Source organism: Myceligenerans xiligouense (genome assembly GCF_003814695.1).
GTDB classification, from domain to species: Bacteria; Actinomycetota; Actinomycetes; order Actinomycetales; family Cellulomonadaceae; genus Myceligenerans; species Myceligenerans xiligouense.
In genome coordinates this window covers 1,670,818-1,686,506 of record NZ_RKQZ01000001.1, presented here as the reverse complement: position 1 = coordinate 1,686,506, position 15,689 = coordinate 1,670,818, and the positions used below count along the sequence as shown (strand labels likewise).

The 15,689-nt window shown below is 72.1% G+C and carries 12 protein-coding genes and 1 pseudogene; 5 read left to right on the top strand and 8 right to left on the bottom strand.

Features of this window, described 5'->3' with window-relative positions:
* Window positions 1-9: 9 nt before the first annotated feature.
* Window positions 10-1,152 (top strand): polyprenyl synthetase family protein, encoded by a 1,143-nt coding sequence (locus EDD34_RS07240; RefSeq protein WP_123813960.1) that lies wholly within the window; start codon window positions 10-12, stop codon window positions 1,150-1,152.
* Between the two features lie 24 nt (window positions 1,153-1,176).
* Here the strand turns inward: EDD34_RS07240 and EDD34_RS07235 are convergent, their stop codons facing one another.
* On the bottom strand, window positions 1,177-1,548 hold the full coding sequence (locus EDD34_RS07235) for an Rv2175c family DNA-binding protein (RefSeq protein WP_170176991.1): 372 nt from the start codon (window positions 1,546-1,548) through the stop codon (window positions 1,177-1,179).
* 117 nt (window positions 1,549-1,665) lie between these two features.
* On the opposite strand from EDD34_RS07235, the gene EDD34_RS07230 reads away from it, so the two are divergent.
* Complete coding sequence (locus EDD34_RS07230; RefSeq protein ID WP_123813959.1) at window positions 1,666-2,889, top strand: protein kinase domain-containing protein; 1,224 nt, start codon at window positions 1,666-1,668, stop codon at window positions 2,887-2,889.
* Here EDD34_RS07230 and lgt read toward each other — a convergent pair.
* The 4 genes from lgt to EDD34_RS07210 all read right to left on the bottom strand — a co-directional run bounded on the left by lgt (window position 2,878) and on the right by EDD34_RS07210 (window position 7,508).
* Complete coding sequence (lgt, locus tag EDD34_RS07225; RefSeq protein WP_123813958.1) at window positions 2,878-3,879, bottom strand: prolipoprotein diacylglyceryl transferase; 1,002 nt, start codon at window positions 3,877-3,879, stop codon at window positions 2,878-2,880. The two genes, EDD34_RS07230 and lgt, sit on opposite strands and share 12 nt — an antisense overlap.
* Window positions 3,880-3,961: 82 nt before the next feature.
* Window positions 3,962-5,311, bottom strand: coding sequence for a class II 3-deoxy-7-phosphoheptulonate synthase (locus EDD34_RS07220; RefSeq protein ID WP_123813957.1), 1,350 nt, complete (start codon window positions 5,309-5,311; stop codon window positions 3,962-3,964).
* 8 nt (window positions 5,312-5,319) lie between these two features.
* Entirely contained in the window at window positions 5,320-6,540 is a 1,221-nt protein-coding gene (locus tag EDD34_RS07215) for a pyrophosphate--fructose-6-phosphate 1-phosphotransferase (RefSeq protein WP_123813956.1), read from the bottom strand.
* A 227-nt stretch (window positions 6,541-6,767) separates the two neighbouring features.
* Window positions 6,768-7,508, bottom strand: a complete 741-nt coding sequence (locus tag EDD34_RS07210; protein ID WP_123813955.1) for a lysophospholipid acyltransferase family protein — start codon at window positions 7,506-7,508, stop codon at window positions 6,768-6,770.
* 67 nt (window positions 7,509-7,575) lie between these two features.
* Here EDD34_RS07210 and EDD34_RS07205 point away from each other — a divergent pair, with 67 nt between their 5' ends.
* A complete protein-coding gene (locus EDD34_RS07205; RefSeq protein WP_123813954.1) occupies window positions 7,576-8,235 on the top strand; it encodes a DUF4282 domain-containing protein in 660 nt (219 codons plus the stop codon).
* A 53-nt stretch (window positions 8,236-8,288) separates the two neighbouring features.
* On the opposite strand, the gene EDD34_RS07200 is transcribed toward EDD34_RS07205, so the two are convergent.
* Entirely contained in the window at window positions 8,289-9,233 is a 945-nt protein-coding gene (locus EDD34_RS07200) for an ROK family glucokinase (RefSeq protein WP_123813953.1), read from the bottom strand.
* A 254-nt stretch (window positions 9,234-9,487) separates the two neighbouring features.
* Here EDD34_RS07200 and EDD34_RS07195 point away from each other — a divergent pair, with 254 nt between their 5' ends.
* Complete coding sequence (locus EDD34_RS07195) at window positions 9,488-11,311, top strand: AMP-dependent synthetase/ligase (protein ID WP_123813952.1); 1,824 nt, start codon at window positions 9,488-9,490, stop codon at window positions 11,309-11,311.
* Between the two features lie 50 nt (window positions 11,312-11,361).
* Here the strand turns inward: EDD34_RS07195 and EDD34_RS07190 are convergent, their stop codons facing one another.
* Complete coding sequence (locus EDD34_RS07190; RefSeq protein WP_211341519.1) at window positions 11,362-12,204, bottom strand: SCO4651 family lipoprotein; 843 nt, start codon at window positions 12,202-12,204, stop codon at window positions 11,362-11,364.
* A 204-nt stretch (window positions 12,205-12,408) separates the two neighbouring features.
* On the opposite strand from EDD34_RS07190, the gene EDD34_RS07185 reads away from it, so the two are divergent.
* Window positions 12,409-14,391 (top strand): DEDD exonuclease domain-containing protein, encoded by a 1,983-nt coding sequence (locus EDD34_RS07185; protein WP_342774808.1) that lies wholly within the window; start codon window positions 12,409-12,411, stop codon window positions 14,389-14,391.
* Here EDD34_RS07185 and EDD34_RS07180 read toward each other — a convergent pair.
* Window positions 14,347-15,684, bottom strand: a pseudogene (locus EDD34_RS07180) (mannitol dehydrogenase family protein); the annotation flags it as partial. The gene EDD34_RS07185 and the pseudogene EDD34_RS07180 sit on opposite strands and share 45 nt — an antisense overlap.
* Between the last annotated feature and the right edge of the window lie 5 nt (window positions 15,685-15,689).

The following is a 15,689-nucleotide window of genomic DNA, read 5'->3' as shown; positions in this document are numbered from 1 at the left end:
GCTGGCACCGTGGCACTCACCTCCTTCCCCGTCCCGACCACGCCCGCCGCGCTCGTCGACGTCGAGAACCTGCGGTCCCGCGTGGAAGGAGCCCTCACTGCCCACCGGGCGTCCCTGGCATCGGAGATCGCGGGCGTCAGCGCGGCGGCCGAGGGTGCCGCGACCGCGCTGACCGATCAGGCGTCCGTCCTTCTGTCCGGGGGAAAGCGGCTACGTGCCGCACTGTGCTGGTGGTCGTACCGGGCGCACGGCGGTGCCGCGGCGGGCCCGGCCGCCGAGGCCGTGGTGGGCACGGGCGCCGCGCTGGAGCTCTTCCAGGCCGCCGCCCTGCTGCACGACGACGTCATGGACAACTCCGACACCCGGCGTGGCTCCCCGACCGCGCACCGTTCCTTCGCGGCGCGCCACGCCGGCTCCGGCTGGTCCGGCGACTCCGTGCGGTTCGGGGAGGCCGGCGCGATCCTGCTCGGCGACCTGGTGCTCATCGCGGCGCAGCGGGAGCTCACGGCCGCGCTGGCCCGGGTGCCGCAGGTCGCACCAGAGGTGCGGGAGGCGTTCGACCGGATGCAGACCGAGGTGGTGACCGGCCAGTACCTCGACGTCCTGGTGCAGGCGGAGCCATGGGGTGCCGACCCGGTCGCGGACGAGTCCCGGGCGCGGGCCGTGCTGCGGGCCAAGTCCGCCGGGTACTCCGTCGCGTCCCCGCTGGAGCTCGGCGCGCTGCTCGCCGGTGCCGGGCGCGAGCGGGCCACGCTGGTGCATACCGCCGGCGTCCCCCTCGGCGAGGCGTTCCAGCTGCGCGACGACGTGCTGGGCGTGTTCGGAGACCCCGCCGTGACCGGCAAGCCAGCCGGTGACGACCTGCGCGAGGGCAAGCGCACGGTCCTCGTGGCACGAGCGATGGCGGGGCTGCCCTCCGGCGCCGGGCGCGACCTGCTCGTGAACGCCCTCGGTGATCCGGGCCTGTCCGACGACGCCGTGCGGCGCGTGCGGGAGGTCATCGTGGAGTCCGGGGCGCTGAGCGCTGTCGAACTGCTCGTCACCGAGCTGTACGAGACGTCGACCGGGCGTCTCGACGCGGCCGATCTGACCGCGCCCGGCCGCGAGATGCTGGCCGCGATCGCACGAGCGCTGGTCGACCGCGAGGCGTGACCGGCGCGGGCGGCGCCGACCCGCTCAGAACAGGGCCTGTGCCACCCGGCGCACCTGGGCGCGCTGGCCCTGACGCAGCGCGTCGAGCGGGCTCATCCCGAGCGAGTCCTCGTGCTCGTGCAGCCACCCGATGATCTCGGGATCCTTGAACCCGGCATCGGTGAGCAGCACGATCGTGCCGCGGAGGGTGGCGATGACCTCGCCGTCCTGCAGGAATCCGGCCGGGACCTGCCACACGGAACGATCACCGTGCTTGACCGCGACCACGTGCCGGTCCCGGACGAGCCGGCGGGCACGTCCGAAGTCGATACCGAGGGCATCGGCGAGGTCGGGCAACGTCAGCCACTCGTCGACGAGGGCGTCCAGATCCGGGCCGTCAGGCGTCGTGGTGCTCACCGGCCGATCCTATCGGGCGGTGCCACCGTCGTGCCGCCCGCTCCCCGGAGGTGGCGCCGTCCGCGGACAGAACATTCCATACCCGCACGTCACCCTGCACCCGTACACTGTCGGCCCGTGGCTCCCGTGACTCAAGACCCCCTGGTCGGGCGGACGATCGACGATCGCTACCAGGTCTCCGCGCGCATCGCGAGCGGGGGGATGGCTACCGTCTACCGCGCCTACGACACCCTTCTGGACCGCGTGCTCGCCCTCAAGGTGATGCACCCTCACCTCGCCGAGGGCGACCAGGCCGCCGAATTCATCGCCCGCTTCCAGCGAGAGGCCCGCGCCGCCGCGCGCCTCTCGCACCCCGGCGTCGTGGCCATGTACGACCAGGGGCGCGATGGCGGCCTCAGCTACCTGACCATGGAGTACGTGCCCGGGACGAATCTGCGCGAGCTCGTCCGCGAGGGCGCGCTGACGGTGCGCCGCACGTTCGCGCTGCTCGACCAGGTGCTGTCCGCGCTGGCCGCCGCGCACGAGAAGGGCGTGGTGCATCGGGACATCAAGCCGGAGAACGTCCTGCTGAACGAGAACGGGAAGAGCGCCAAGGTCGCCGACTTCGGCCTGGCCCGGGCGGTCACCGAGATGACGCAGACCACCACCGGCACCGTGTTCGGCACCGTCGCCTACATGGCCCCCGAGGTCATCGCGACCGGGAGGTGCGACGTCCGGGCCGACGTCTACGCCGTGGGCATCATGGCCTTCGAGATGCTCACCGGGAAGCAGCCGTTCTCCGGCGACACGCCGATCCAGGTGGCGTACGCCCACGTGAACAACGACATCCCCGGGCCCTCGACCGTCGTCGAGGGGCTGGGCGGGGCCGTCGAGCACCTGGTGCGCACCCTCGCCGCGCGGCACCCCGCCGGGCGCCCGTCCGACGGCCGGGAGGCCCTGCAGCTGCTGCGCGCCGTCTGGAAGGCACTGCCCGCCGAGGTGCTCGACGCCACGCCGGGTGACCTCGGAACGCCGGACGCCTCCGGCCCGACGCCCACGGCCCCCACCATGCCGGCCGGCGCGACGACGGGCATCCCCCAGGTGGTGCTGCCCGCGCTCGGACCACGCCGGGCGGACGGCTCGCAGCACGCCGGCGCCGTGCCGATCACGAAGCCGCACCACCGGGAGCGGATGGGCCCGCTGGTCACCGCCGCGATCCTGCTCCTGCTGCTCCTGATCGGGCTCGCCTGGGCGGGCGACGACGGCAAGTTCGACTGGGTGCGGCAGGATTCCGCCGCTGCACCGACCGCACCCGTCGTGGCCTCAGGGCTCGCGCCCCCGGGAGGCCCCTCAGCCCTCTGAGGAGGACGGCTCGGCCGGCGTGGTGCCCCCCTGTCCACCGGGGGAGGCATCGCCCTCGGCGTCCTCCCCGGGCGTGTCCTCGGCGTCCGACGCCGCGCCGCGGTCCACCCCAGCGCGGTCCTCCGGCGCCTCGTCGGCCGCGTCCGGCTCACGCCCGGGCATGAACACCGACTCCTCCCGCTCCGGATGCTGCCGCCCCCGCACCACGAAGAGCACGATGCCGAGCAGGGCCACCACGATGGACACCACCGAGTTCGCGGGCAGGCCGAGATAGGTGTCGCTCGTCGGGTCGATACGCAGCAGCTCCAGCCACGCCCGGCCCACCCCGTACCAGACCATGTAGAGCCCGAACAGGCGCCCCCAGCGCAGGTGGAACCGCCGGTCGAGCGCGAGCAGCAGCCCGGCGCCGACCAGGTTCCACAGGGCCTCGTACAGGAACAGGGGATGGAACAGCGTGTCGGCCGCCGCACCGGCGGGATACATCGCCGCGTTCGGGTCGATCTCCAGGCCCCATGGGAGCGTGGTCGGGTTGCCGAACAGTTCGTGGTTCCACCAGTTGCCGCCTCGGCCGATCGCCTGCGCCAGCAGCATCGCCGGCGCGAGCGCGTCCGCGAAGGACCAGAACCGGATGCCCGCACGCCGGCAGGCGATCCACACACCGACCGCCCCACCGATCAGCGAACCGAAGATGGCGTTGCCGCCGTCCCAGATACGCACCACGTCCCACGGGTCGGCGCCCGCGTAGAAGTAGTCCTGCGTGTGGGTGAGCACGTGGTAGATGCGCGCGCCGACGATGCCGAGCGGCACCGCCCACAGCACGATGTCGAGCACCACGTCCGCCGGCGCGCCCCGCCGGGTCAGCCGCCGCTGCGTGAGGTACGCCGCGGCGGCGATTCCCGCGAGCAGCCACAAGGCGTAGACGTGGATCGTCAGCGGGCCCAGGGTGATGGCGTTCCACTCCAGGGGCGGGCTGGGGATCGCGTAGAGCACGGATCAACTGCCTCTCTCGTCGAAGCTGGCGCGCGGGCACCGCATCTGCGATGCGGACGATACCCGCGACGTCAGGGGCAGACTACTGGCGGATCATCTCCGCCACCTGGAAGGCGAGCTCCAGGGACTGCTGGTGGTTGAGCCGCGGGTCCACGAGCGTCTCGTAACGCAGCGCCAGGCCGGCGTCCGAGATCTGCTCCGCTCCGCCGAGCACCTCGGTGACGTCGTCTCCCGTGAGTTCCATGTGCAGACCGCCGGGCACCGTGCTGAGAGCCTGATGCACCTCGAAGAACCCCGCGACCTCGTCGAGCACGTCCGACAGGCGCCGTGTCTTGTAGCCCGACTCCGAGGTGATCGTGTTCCCGTGCATCGGGTCCGTCACCCAGGTGACGTTCACCCCCGCCCACGTGACCGCCTCGACCAGCGCGGGCAGCACGCCGCGGATCTTGCCGGCGCCCATCCGCGTGATGAAGGTGAGGCGCCCGGGCTCGTTGTCCGGGTTCAGCCGCTCGGCCAGGGCGAGCGCGTCCTGCGGCGTCGCGGTGGGGCCGAGCTTCACCCCGATCGGGTTCGCGACCCGCGACAGGAAGTCGACGTGCGCGCCGTCCAGCTGTCGCGTGCGCTCCCCGATCCACAGGAAGTGGGCGCTCGTGTCGTACGCGCGACCGGTCCGCTGGTCGTGGCGGGTCAGGGCCCGCTCGTAGTCCAGGACGAGCGCCTCGTGGCTGAGGAAGAACTCGACCGAACGCAGCGCGTCGAAGTCCGCGCCGCACGCGTCCATGAACCGGATCGCGCGGTCGATCTCGTCCGCCGTCCGCTCGTAGCGCGCGTAGGCCGGGTTGGCCATGAAGCCGCGGTTCCACTCGTGCACCTGACGCAGATCCGCGAATCCGCCGGTGGTGAACCCGCGGACCACGTTCGCCGTCGCCGCCGAGATCCGGTACGCCTGCTCCAGCCGCTCCGGGTCCGGGATCCGCGACTCCTTGGTGAACGCGTGCCCGTTGACCATGTCCCCGCGGTAGGCGGGCAGGGTCACGCCTTCGCGGGTCTCCTCGTTGCTGGAACGGGGCTTGGCGTACTGGCCCGCCATGCGCCCCATCTTGACCACGGGCGTGGAGGCGGAATGCGTGAGGATCACGGCCATCTGCAGGATGGTCCGCACCTTGTTGCGGATCCGGTCCGCGTGCGCGTCCGCGAACGACTCGGCGCAGTCCCCGCCCTGGAGCAGGAACGCCTCGCCCCGCCCGGCGGCGGCGAGGCGTTCCTTGAGCGTGTCGGCGTCGGCCGGAGCCGCCAGCGGGGCGGCGTGCTCCAGGCGCGAGGTCACCGCCGCCAGGGCGTCCTGGTCCGGCCAGACCGGCTGCTGACGGGCCTCGAGCGTACGGAAATGGTCGAGCCCTGCGGCCAGGGCGTCATCGGCGACGGTGCTCATCGACGTGATCAGTGCGCTGCCGCGGGCACCAGCGGCTGGCCGAGCTCGGAGAGCAGCTCGCCGAACCACGGCACCGAGGTGTCGAACGCCTTGCCGCCCTCGATCCGCGGGAACGGGATGGCCTTGAGGCGGTCGCCGTCCGTCTCGTCGTGCCCGATCACGCCCGACTCGGAGCGCAGCGCGCACTCGACGGCCAGGTCCGTCATCGACTTGATCAGGCGCAGGTCCTCCGCGTTCGCGGCCGCCGCGCGCGAGTAGTAGCCGGACTTCTGCACCAGCACCTTCTCGGCGCCCAGCTTCTCGGCGAACTGCTTGGCGAACCACTGGCCCGGGTTCACGAAGTCGAGCTTCACGTGGCCGAACGGGTCGCGCTGCACCTCCTCGCCCGCGGCCTCGAGCTGCGCGACGATCTCGTTCAGGCCGGCGCCCTCCGACAGGAAGATGTTGACGTTGCCGTGCTCGTCCATGATCGTGCGCAGGCGCTTGGCCTCGGCGTCGATGTCGATCTCCAGCTCCGGCAGGAACACGGCGTGCACGTCCCAGCGCTCCCGGCTCAGACCGAGGCTCGGCACCCACTCCTGCGCGTCCAGCCACTTGCGGTACTCCGCCGCGGTGGCGGCCGTCAGCCAGCCGCAGTGGCGGCCCATGACCTCGTGGATGATCAGCATGCGCGGGCCCACGCGGTGCTCGCCGATGACGTTGGCCGCGAACTTCGCGCCCTCCTCGGCGGCGGTCCACGCGCCCAGCGACTGCCGGATCGGCACCACGTCGTTGTCGATGGTCTTGGGCAGGCCCACCACCGTCAGGTCGTAGTCGTTCTCGTGCAGGTAGGCGGCCAGGTCGGCGGCCGTCGTGTTCGTGTCGTCACCCCCGATGGTGTGCAGCACGTCCACGCCGTCGGCCTTCAGCCGCTCCGCGGCGACGTGCAGGGGGTTCTGCCCCTCCTGCACCAGCCCGCGCTTCACGCAGTCCTCGACGTTCGTGAGCTTCACGCGCGAGTTGCCGATGGGCGACCCGCCGAAGCGGTGCAGCACGCCCGCCTTCTTCCGCGCCTCGTCGTCGACGACGATCTTGGTACCCGTCAGCAGGCCGTGGTAACCGTGCTGGTAGGCGATGATCTCGATCGTGGGATCGAGCTCGGTGTAGCGCTCGATCAGTCCACCGACCGCGGACGACAGGCAAGGGGCGAAGCCCCCGGCGGTCAGCAGAGCCACGCGACGAACAGCCATCGCAGATGCACCTCTCGGTTGGGGAGTTCCTGCGGGCCGGCGCGCCTGTCCGGCGGCACCTGCCCTGTCCTCGCCATCCTACTGACGCACCCCGGTCGGGGCCTTGTGCTTGTCCACAGATCGATCAGCGCCCCCGGTGCTCACCCCGCCAAACGCGCGCCCACCGCCGGCCCGAACCGCCACCGGCCGCACCCGCCGTGCTCGGCCGCCGGCCGGCGGTGCCGCGGTCAGTCGCGCCGCGGCGGGCGGCGCGTCGGCAGGTACCGCGTCGCCGGCGTCGGCGCCCGGCCCGACGACGTGCTCGCCTTCTCCGTCGCGGCGTAGACGTCGACGTACTCCTGGTCCGACAGCGCCAGGATCGCCTCCATGATCTCGTCCGCGACCCGGCGCAGGGTCGCGTGGTCCGTGGCCTTGTGCCTCAGGTGGGAGAAGTCGAGCGGCTCGCCGATGCGCGCGCCGAGCGGCATCGGTTTCGGCAGCGTGCGCCCCACGGGCTGCGCCTCGTCGGTGCCGACCATCACGACCGGGATCACCGGCACGCCCGACTCCAGCGCCATCCGCGCCACGCCGGTCTTCGCCTTGTAGAGCCGCCCGTCGGGACTCCGTGTGCCCTCCGGGTAGATGCCCAGCAGGTCGCCGTCGGCCAGGACGCGCAACCCGGTCCTGATCGCGGCCTCGCTCGCGGCTCCCCCGGACCGGTCGATCGGGATGGTGCCGATACCCGTCATGAACCAGGCCGTGATCCGGCCCTTGAGGCCTCGCCCGGTGAAGTAGTCCGACTTGCCGAGGAACTTGACCTGCCGCGGCAGTATCAGCGGGAGGATGAACGAGTCGATCACGGCCAGGTGGTTTCCGGCCAGGATCGCCGCACCGCGCCGGGGTACGTTCTTGCCGCCCTCGACCCACGGACGGTACGCCAACCGCAGCAACGGGCCGACCAGGACATGCTTCATCACCCAGTAGAACAAGAGTCCTCCTCGCACGGCGTCGTGGCGGAGTCCTTTCCGGCCCGACATCCAAATTAGAGTGTGCCCCATGGCCGCTTCGAACACGGACGACCGCGACGACGACCTGCCCGACGAGCCGACACCTCCCGCAGACCGTAGCGAAGACGCCGGTCCCGAAACCAACGACCGCACGCCGGACCCCGGCGAACTGGCGGACGAGACCGTCGACGCGCGCTTCGCCGACCTCGTGGCCTCCCTGGGCGACCTGGGCGCGGGCCCTGCGACCCGCACTTCTGTCCCGGAGTCGCCCGAACCGCAGGTGGGGCTCCGCCGGGCCGGCACCCACCCCGACCCGGACGACGACGATCATGACGCCGACGTCGCCGACGCCCCCGCCACGCCGACGCCCCCCACACCGCCCGCACGCGCCTCCGGCCCCCGCGACTGGCCGGTCACTCCCGAGGTGGCGGCGCTGGAGGAGGCCGACTCACACTTCACCCCGCCCGAGCCCGAGCCGCTGCTGAGCGACAAGGACCCGCTGCTCACGATGGCGTGGATCGCCGTGGCGGTGATCCCCGTCCTCGCGCTGGTGAGCGTCATCGCGGTGGCGGCGATCCCGGCCCTCAGCATCCCGGCCCTGGTGGGCCAGGTCGCGCTCGGGCTGTTCGTCGCCGGCCTCGGCGTACTGCTCTGGCGGATGCCGCACCGCCGCGACCCGGAGGACGACGACCCGGGGGCCGTCGTGTGAACCGGCCCGCGGACCCGCGAGGCAGGAGGAGGACGTGCGCGGCGCGCGACCGCTCAGCGCCGCGCCAGGTCGGCCGCGCCGACGATGCCCGCCTCGTTGCCGTGCTGGGCGAGCTCGATCTGCGCCACGGGCCGGTGCCCGAGCGCCGAGAGCTGGGCCTCGTAGCCACGCCGTACGGGCCCGAGCAGCAGTTCGCCGGCCGCGCCGACGCCGCCGCCGATCACGAAGATCTCCGGGTCGAGCAGCGCCGCCACGGATGCCGCCCCCTCGCCGATCCAGCGGCCCAGTTTCGCGAGCAGCTCGATCCCGAGCTCGTCGCCCTCCTTCGCCGCCCGCGTGATCTGCGGCCCGCGGATCTGCTCAGCGGAGCCACCGGCCAGTTCCAGCAGGCGCGCCGCGCGCTTCGGGTTGGCCACGGCGGCGTGCTGCGCGTCGCGGACCAGCGCGGAGCCGGAGGCGTACTGCTCCCAGCAGCCCTCGTGCCCGCAGCCGCAGTAGTGCCCGTTGGGCACCACCCGCATGTGCCCCACCTCGGCACCGACGCCCCACTTGCCGCGCACCAGCTCCCCGCCCACGACGACCGCGCCGCCCAGGCCGGTGCCGACGGTCAGCATGATCATGTCGGTGGCGGCCCGGCCCGCGCCGAACCGGAACTCCGCCCAGCCGGCGGCGTTGGCGTCGTTCTCGACGACGATCGGCAGGTCGGAGTCGATCAGCGCGGCGACCTTCGCCGCGAGCGGGTACTCGCGCCACGCGATGTTCGGCGCGAAGTTCACGCCCCGGCGGTCAGGGCTCACGAACCCCGCCGCGGCCAGCCCGATCGCGCCGACCTCGTGCTCCTTGGTCAGCTCGGTCACGGCGTCGGCGATGGCACGGTCGATGTCGGCCACGTCGTCGGCCACCGTCTCGCGCCGCACCTGGGCGAGGATCCGCCCGTCCTCGTCGACCACGCCCACGGCGATCTTCGTGCCGCCGATGTCGACTCCGATGGCGTGCATGACGTCGTCCTTCACTGTCGCAGGGATCCTCGTGACGAGCGCCCGTGGCTCCGGCCCGGGAAGGCCGACGCACGGGCGCGGAACACCAGGATATCCGCCCCTCACCGCACGGAGTCACCCCGTCCGGGTGATGGCCGTGACCCAGACATCACCTGTTGAGACGCAATCTCATAACGCCGTGAGACTCGGTGTATCTCCCCGCCCCGATTGCCGGTATCTTGGCAGCCACGATCTTTACTGCCACTGGAGTCAGCATGAACGAGGTCCACGCACCGCAGCTCGTCGAGCTGCCCCCCACCTACAACACCAACAAGGTGCTCACCGACCGGGTCGCCGCCGATCCGGCAAAGCATCTGATGGAGCGGCCCGACGGCGCGGGCGGCTGGACACCCGTCACCGCGCGCGAGTTCGACGCCCAGGTGGTCGCCGTCGCGAAGGGCCTCGTCGCCCGCGGCGTCCAGCCCGGCGACAGCGTCGCGATCATGTCGGCCACCCGGTACGAGTGGGCGTTGCTGGACTTCGCGATCTGGGCCGCGGGCGCCGTCACGGTGCCGATCTACGAGACCTCGAGCGCCGAGCAGGTCGAGTGGATCTGCGGCGACGCGAAGGTGACGCTCGTGCTCGCCGAGACCGCCGAGCACGCCGAGACCGTGAGCGAGGTGCACGACGCCCTCGGCGACCTGCGCGAGATCCTCGTGATCACCGACGGCGCCGTGGAGACGCTCGTCGCCGACGGCTCCGGCGTCGAGGACGCCGAGATCGAGCGCCGGCGCGCGATCGCGGGCCTCGACGACGTCGCCACCATCATCTACACCTCGGGCACCACCGGCCGCCCGAAGGGTGTCGAACTGAGCCACCGCAACTTCGCGTCGCTCGCCGTCAACGCCGTCAAGGACAACCCGGAGGTGTTCGCCGACGGCGGCCGCACCCTCCTGTTCATCCCCATGGCACACGTCTTCGCGCGGTTCATCCACGTGCTCGCCGTCGCCGCCGGGACCACGACCGGCCACTGGGGCGACACGACGACGCTCGTCGACCAGCTCGGCAGCTTCAAGCCGACGTTCATCCTCGCGGTCCCCCGCGTGTTCGAGAAGGTCTACAACACCGCCGAGCAGACCGCGGCCGCCGGCGGGAAGGTGAAGATCTTCCACTGGGCCGCCCGCACCGGAATCGCCTACTCGCGCGCGCTCGACACGGCGTCGGGCCCGAGCCTCGGCCTGCGGATCCAGCACAAGATCGCCGACCGGCTGGTGTTCTCCAAGCTGCGCGCGCGGCTCGGCGGCAAGGCGAAGTACGCGGTGTCGGGCGGCGGCCCGCTCGGCGAGCGTCTGGGGCATTTCTACCGCGGGCTCGGCATCATCATCCTCGAGGGCTACGGCCTCACCGAGTCCACGGCGCCCGCCACCGTGAACAAGCCGGACGCCCAGAAGATCGGCTCGGTCGGCCCGGCGCTGCCAGGATGCGGCATGGCGATCGCCGACGACGGCGAGGTGCTGCTCAAGGGGCACGGCATCTTCGGCGCCTATCACAACAACCCCGAGGCGACGGCCGAGTCGTTCACGGCCGACGGCTGGTTCCGCACCGGCGACCTCGGAGAGATCGACGACCGCGGCTTCCTCACGATCACCGGCCGCAAGAAGGAGATCATCGTCACGGCGGGCGGCAAGAACGTGGCACCGTCGGTGCTGGAGGACCGCATCCGCGCCCACGTCCTGGTCAGCCAGTGCATCGTCGTCGGTGACAACAAGCCGTTCATCGGCGCGATGATCACGCTCGACGCGGAGGGCCTGCCCGGCTGGCTGAAGATGCACGGCAAGCCGGCGATGAGCACGGACGAGGCGCGCACGGACCCGGACGTCCTGGCCGCCCTGGACCAGGTGGTCCAGCGCGCGAACAACGCCGTGTCCAAGGCGGAGTCGATCCGCAAGTACACGGTGATCCCCGGCGACCTGACGATCGAGAACGGTTACCTCACGCCGAAGCAGTCGGTCCGCCGCGCGGCGGTGCTCAAGGACTTCGACCCCGAGGTGGAGCGCCTGTACGCGGACAGGAACAAGGACTCGCTGCACCTGGTGTGACGACGACGGCGGTCCCGCGCGGCGCTGTGGCCGGCGGGGCCGCCGGATCGTCACATACCCATGTCGGCCGGGTCGATGATCTGGTCCGCGGGCGGAGCCGTGATCTCGATCGGCTCACCCTGGTCGGTGATGTCCATCGTGGCGACGAGGTCCTGTCCCGCATCGGGGATCGTGGTCACCACACGGTGCGGGATGTCTTCCGCGTCGAGGAAGTACTCGAACTCCATCGTGCCCATCTCCTTGGCCGCGGCCTTGTCGATGCCGAGGCTCTCGAGGTCCTTGGCCTTGGACAGGTCGACCGTGACCGCGTAGTGGTGCGTCTCGACACCGTTGATCGTCTCGGTCCCGAGCTCGGTCACCTCGGAGACGGCGCCGTCCATGGCCTTGGTCTGGCCGGAGATGTTCGCCTGCTCGAGCTGTTCCATCATGGCCTCGAGCTCGGCGCGTGACGCGTCCTCGCCCGTCACGTGCAGATACATGTCCTGCGTGATGGGGCCCATGTTCATGTAGAAGTCGCCGCCGACGAGCATCATGTCGAAGGTGGCGCCCTCGACCTCCATGGTCATCTGCATGGCGGTGTCCGCGGCCGTCTCGCCGGTCACCACGGCCCCTTCCATGGCAGCCCCCGTCAGGCCCTGCGCCTCGGCCGCGGGCCCCGAGAGCGTCGCCTTGTAGCGCATCGTGCTCATGTCTGCCTGGGCCGCCGTGGAGCGCTCGACGAAGTCCGCGGCCGTGAGCGCGGTGTAACCGTCACGGGGGGCCTCGCTCGTGGTGGCCTCGACGGCGTCGTCGGCGGCGGACGACGACGGGTCGGCGCCGGACTGGCACGCCGCCAGCGCCATGGTGGCGACGCCTGCGGTGAGCAGCGCGGCGATCCTGCGGGTGATTCGCACCTGGTTGTCCTCCTCCATGTGCTGGCTGTCGCTCCAGGTCCGGCGCGACGGGGTCAACCAGCAACTCGGACATCCTTCTTGCCGATCACACTTGCCGCAAGTCCGTTCTTCTCGGCTGGCGGAGACCTCCGACCGACCAGGAGTTCACCCATCCCGGCCGATCTGCGTAGGCGCTGTCAGTGACCCGTACTAGTGTTCGGGGCCGTGAGCACCACCGGGTACCAGGCCACGTTCGAGGAGCTGGGCACGCCCCTGCGGGACGTCACGTTCGTCGTGGTCGACCTCGAGACCACCGGAACCCGGGCGAGCGAGGCCGGGATCACGGAGATCGGGGCCGTGAAGGTGCGCGGCGGCCAGAAGCTCGGCGAGTTCCAGTCCCTGGTCGATCCGGGGCAGCCGGTACCGGCCTTCGTCGCGCGGCTGACGGGTATCACGAACGCGATGGTCGCCACCGCGCCGGACATCGAGAAGGTGCTGCCCAGCTTCCTGGAGTTCGCCCACGGCTCGGTGCTGGTGGCGCACAACGCGCCGTTCGACGTCGGCTTCCTCAAGGCGGCGTGCGAGCGGCTCGACTACCCGTGGCCGGGCTTCCCGGTCGTCGACACGGTCCCGCTGGCCCGCAAGGTGGTCACCCGGGACGAGGCGCCCAACCACAAGCTCTCCACGCTCGCGCGCCTGTTCCGCGCGGAGGTGACGCCGGACCACCGCGCGCTGTCGGACGCGCGCGCCACGGTCGATGTGCTCCACGCGCTCTTCGACCGTCTCGGGCCGATGGGCATCACGCACCTGGAGGATCTGCGCACCGCCGCCGATCCGGTCCCTCCGGAGGTGCGGGCCAAGCGGCACCTGGCCGACGGCCTGCCGCAGGAGCCCGGCGTCTACCTGTTCCGGGGGCCGGGCGACGAGGTGCTGTACGTCGGGACCAGCACGAACATCCACAAGCGCGTCCGCTCGTACTTCACCGCCGCGGAGAAGCGGCGCCGGGTCACGGAGATGGTGCGGATCGCGGAGCGCGTCACGCCGGTGGTGTGCGTGACGCCGCTGGAGGCCCAGGTGCGCGAGCTGCGGCTGATCGCCGAGCACGAGCCGCGCTACAACCGGCGCTCCAAGCATCCGGAGCGGGCCGTGTGGGTACGGCTCACCGACGAGCCCTACCCGCGGTTGTCGGTGGTTCGGGACACCACGTCGGGGATCGCCCACATCGGGCCGTTCGGCGCGTCACGCACCGCGAAGGAGGCCGTGGCGGCACTGCACGACGCCCTGCCGCTGCGCCAGTGCACGGCGCGGATCGCGCGCGTCCCCCGGCAGCCGGGCAGCCCGTGCGCCCTGGCGGGGATGGGGCGGTGCTCGGCGCCCTGCATCGCGACCGGCGGCCCCGACGAGGCGTACGACGACGTGTCCGCCGCCGCACGGGCCGTTCTCGACGGTGACCCGTCGCCCGTCGTGCGGGCGCTCTCGGCGCGTATCGCGCGCCTGGCCGCGCAGGAGCGCTTCGAGGAGGCCGGCGAGGTGACACGGCGCCTGCGGACCTTCGTCCACGGCGCACAGCGCGCCCAGCGCCTGGACCCGCTGTCGCGGTGCGCGGAGCTGGTCGCGGCGCGGCCCGCGGGCGTGGCCGGCGCGCCGGGCCGGCCGGGCGGCTGGGAGGTGGTGGTCGTGCGGCACGGGCGACTGGCCGGAACCGCGGTGAGCGAGCCGGGAGAGGACGCCCTGGAACTCGTGGCCGCCGTCCGGGCCACCGCGGAGGCCGTCGCCCGGCCCGTCGCGCCGGCCCCGGCGAGCCACCCGGAGGAGGCCGATCTGCTCCTCGGCTGGCTGGATCAGCCCGGGGTGCGGCTCGTCGTCGTCGACGGCGAGCTGACCTGCCCCGTGCGCGGCGCCGCCGCCCACGCGGACCTCGCGTGGGCGGCGGACAGGGTGCGGGAGGAGGTGACGGCCTCCGAGCCCGGCGCCGACGCCGTCATGGTGCCCGACGGCGCCCCCGGTCCACCGCCGGGCATCGCGCCCACGGCGGCGGACCGGGCGGGTGGATCACGCGCCGACCAGCCGCTCGAGGGTGGCGGCGGCACCGATCGTGTGGAGCTTGTCCAGCGCGTCGAGGTAGGGCTCCGTGAACCGCGGCTCGTCGACGAGGTCGCCGAACAGGCTGGGGTCCCGCAGGAAGGCGAGCGGGTCGGACCGCTGTGACCGCGCGCGCGGCACCAGGATCTCCGCCAGCCGGTCGTTGACGTCGATCGGCCGGCCGTCCTCGTCCACGCCCTCCGCGTAGCGAGCCCAGCTGGCGACGACGGCCGCCGAGAGGCGCACGTCCCCGCCGGCGGCCAGGCGCTCCCGGATCACGGGTACCAGCCACTTGGGGATGCGGTCCGACGACTCCATGCACAGCCGGGCGAGCGTGTCGCGGACCTCGGGATTGCCGAAGCGCTCCAGCAGGGTGGCACGGTAGTCGTACAGGTCGATCCCCGGCACCGGTTGCAGCGTCGGCGTCGCCTCGGACTCCATGTACGCCCGCAGCAGGGCGGCGATCGCCGGGTCCGCGGTCGCCTCGTGGGCGTAGCGGTGCCCGGCCAGGTAGCCGAAGTAGGCCATCGCCTGGTGCGACGCGTTGAGCAGGCGGAGCTTCATGAGCTCGTACGGCTCGACGTCGTCGACCAGCTGCACGCCGGCGTCCGCCCAGTCCGGGCGGCCCAGCGGGAAGTCGTCCTCCAGCACCCACTGGAAGAACGGCTCGGCGACCACCGGCCAGCGGTCCTCGACGCCGATGCGTTCCCGCACCAGCTCCCGGTCCGTGTCGGTGGTGACCGGCGTGATCCGGTCCACCATCGAGTTGGGGAACGCGACCTCCGCGCGGACCCAGTCCGCGAGCTCCGCGTCCCGGAGGCCCGCGAACGCGGAGAACACCGTCCGCGCCTTCTCACCGTTCCCCTGCACGTTGTCGCAGGACATCACCGTGAACGGCGCGATGCCACGCGCCCGGCGCCGTGCGAGAGCCTCCACCACGTACCCGAAGACCGTCGTGGGGACGGCCCCGGGCACGGCGTCGGCGACCACGGCCGGGTCGGCCGTGTCGAACTCGCCGGTGACCTGGTCGAAGTTGTACCCGCCCTCGGTGATCGTGAGGGACACGATCCGGGTGGCCGGGTCGGCCATCCGCTCGAGGACCGCCTCGGGGTCGTCGGGCGCCAGCAGGTACTCCACGATGCTGCCGACCGTGCGGTGCTCCAGCGACCCGTTCGGGTGCTTGATCACCAGCGTGTACAGGTCGTCCTGGGCGGACAGCGCGTCCCGCATGCGAGCGTCGCCCGGCAACAGTCCGACACCGCTGATGCCCCAGTCCTGGTGGCCGCCGCGCCGCAGCAGGTCGTCGATCACCACGGCCTGGTGTGCGCGGTGGAACCCGCCGACCCCGATGTGAACGATGCCGGGGGTGATCCCGGACCGGTCGTACGGGGCCTCGAGGGCCGCCAGGTCTGCCGTCATGGATC

Coding starts and splice junctions, on each gene's coding strand:
- EDD34_RS07220 (WP_123813957.1), bottom strand. CDS start 5,311: ATGAGCACCGTCGCCGATGACGCCCTGGCCGCAGGGCTCGACCATTTC.
- EDD34_RS07215 (WP_123813956.1), bottom strand. CDS start 6,540: ATGGCTGTTCGTCGCGTGGCTCTGCTGACCGCCGGGGGCTTCGCCCCT.
- EDD34_RS07205 (WP_123813954.1), top strand. CDS start 7,576: ATGGCCGCTTCGAACACGGACGACCGCGACGACGACCTGCCCGACGAG.
- EDD34_RS07200 (WP_123813953.1), bottom strand. CDS start 9,233: ATGCACGCCATCGGAGTCGACATCGGCGGCACGAAGATCGCCGTGGGC.
- EDD34_RS07195 (WP_123813952.1), top strand. CDS start 9,488: ATGAACGAGGTCCACGCACCGCAGCTCGTCGAGCTGCCCCCCACCTAC.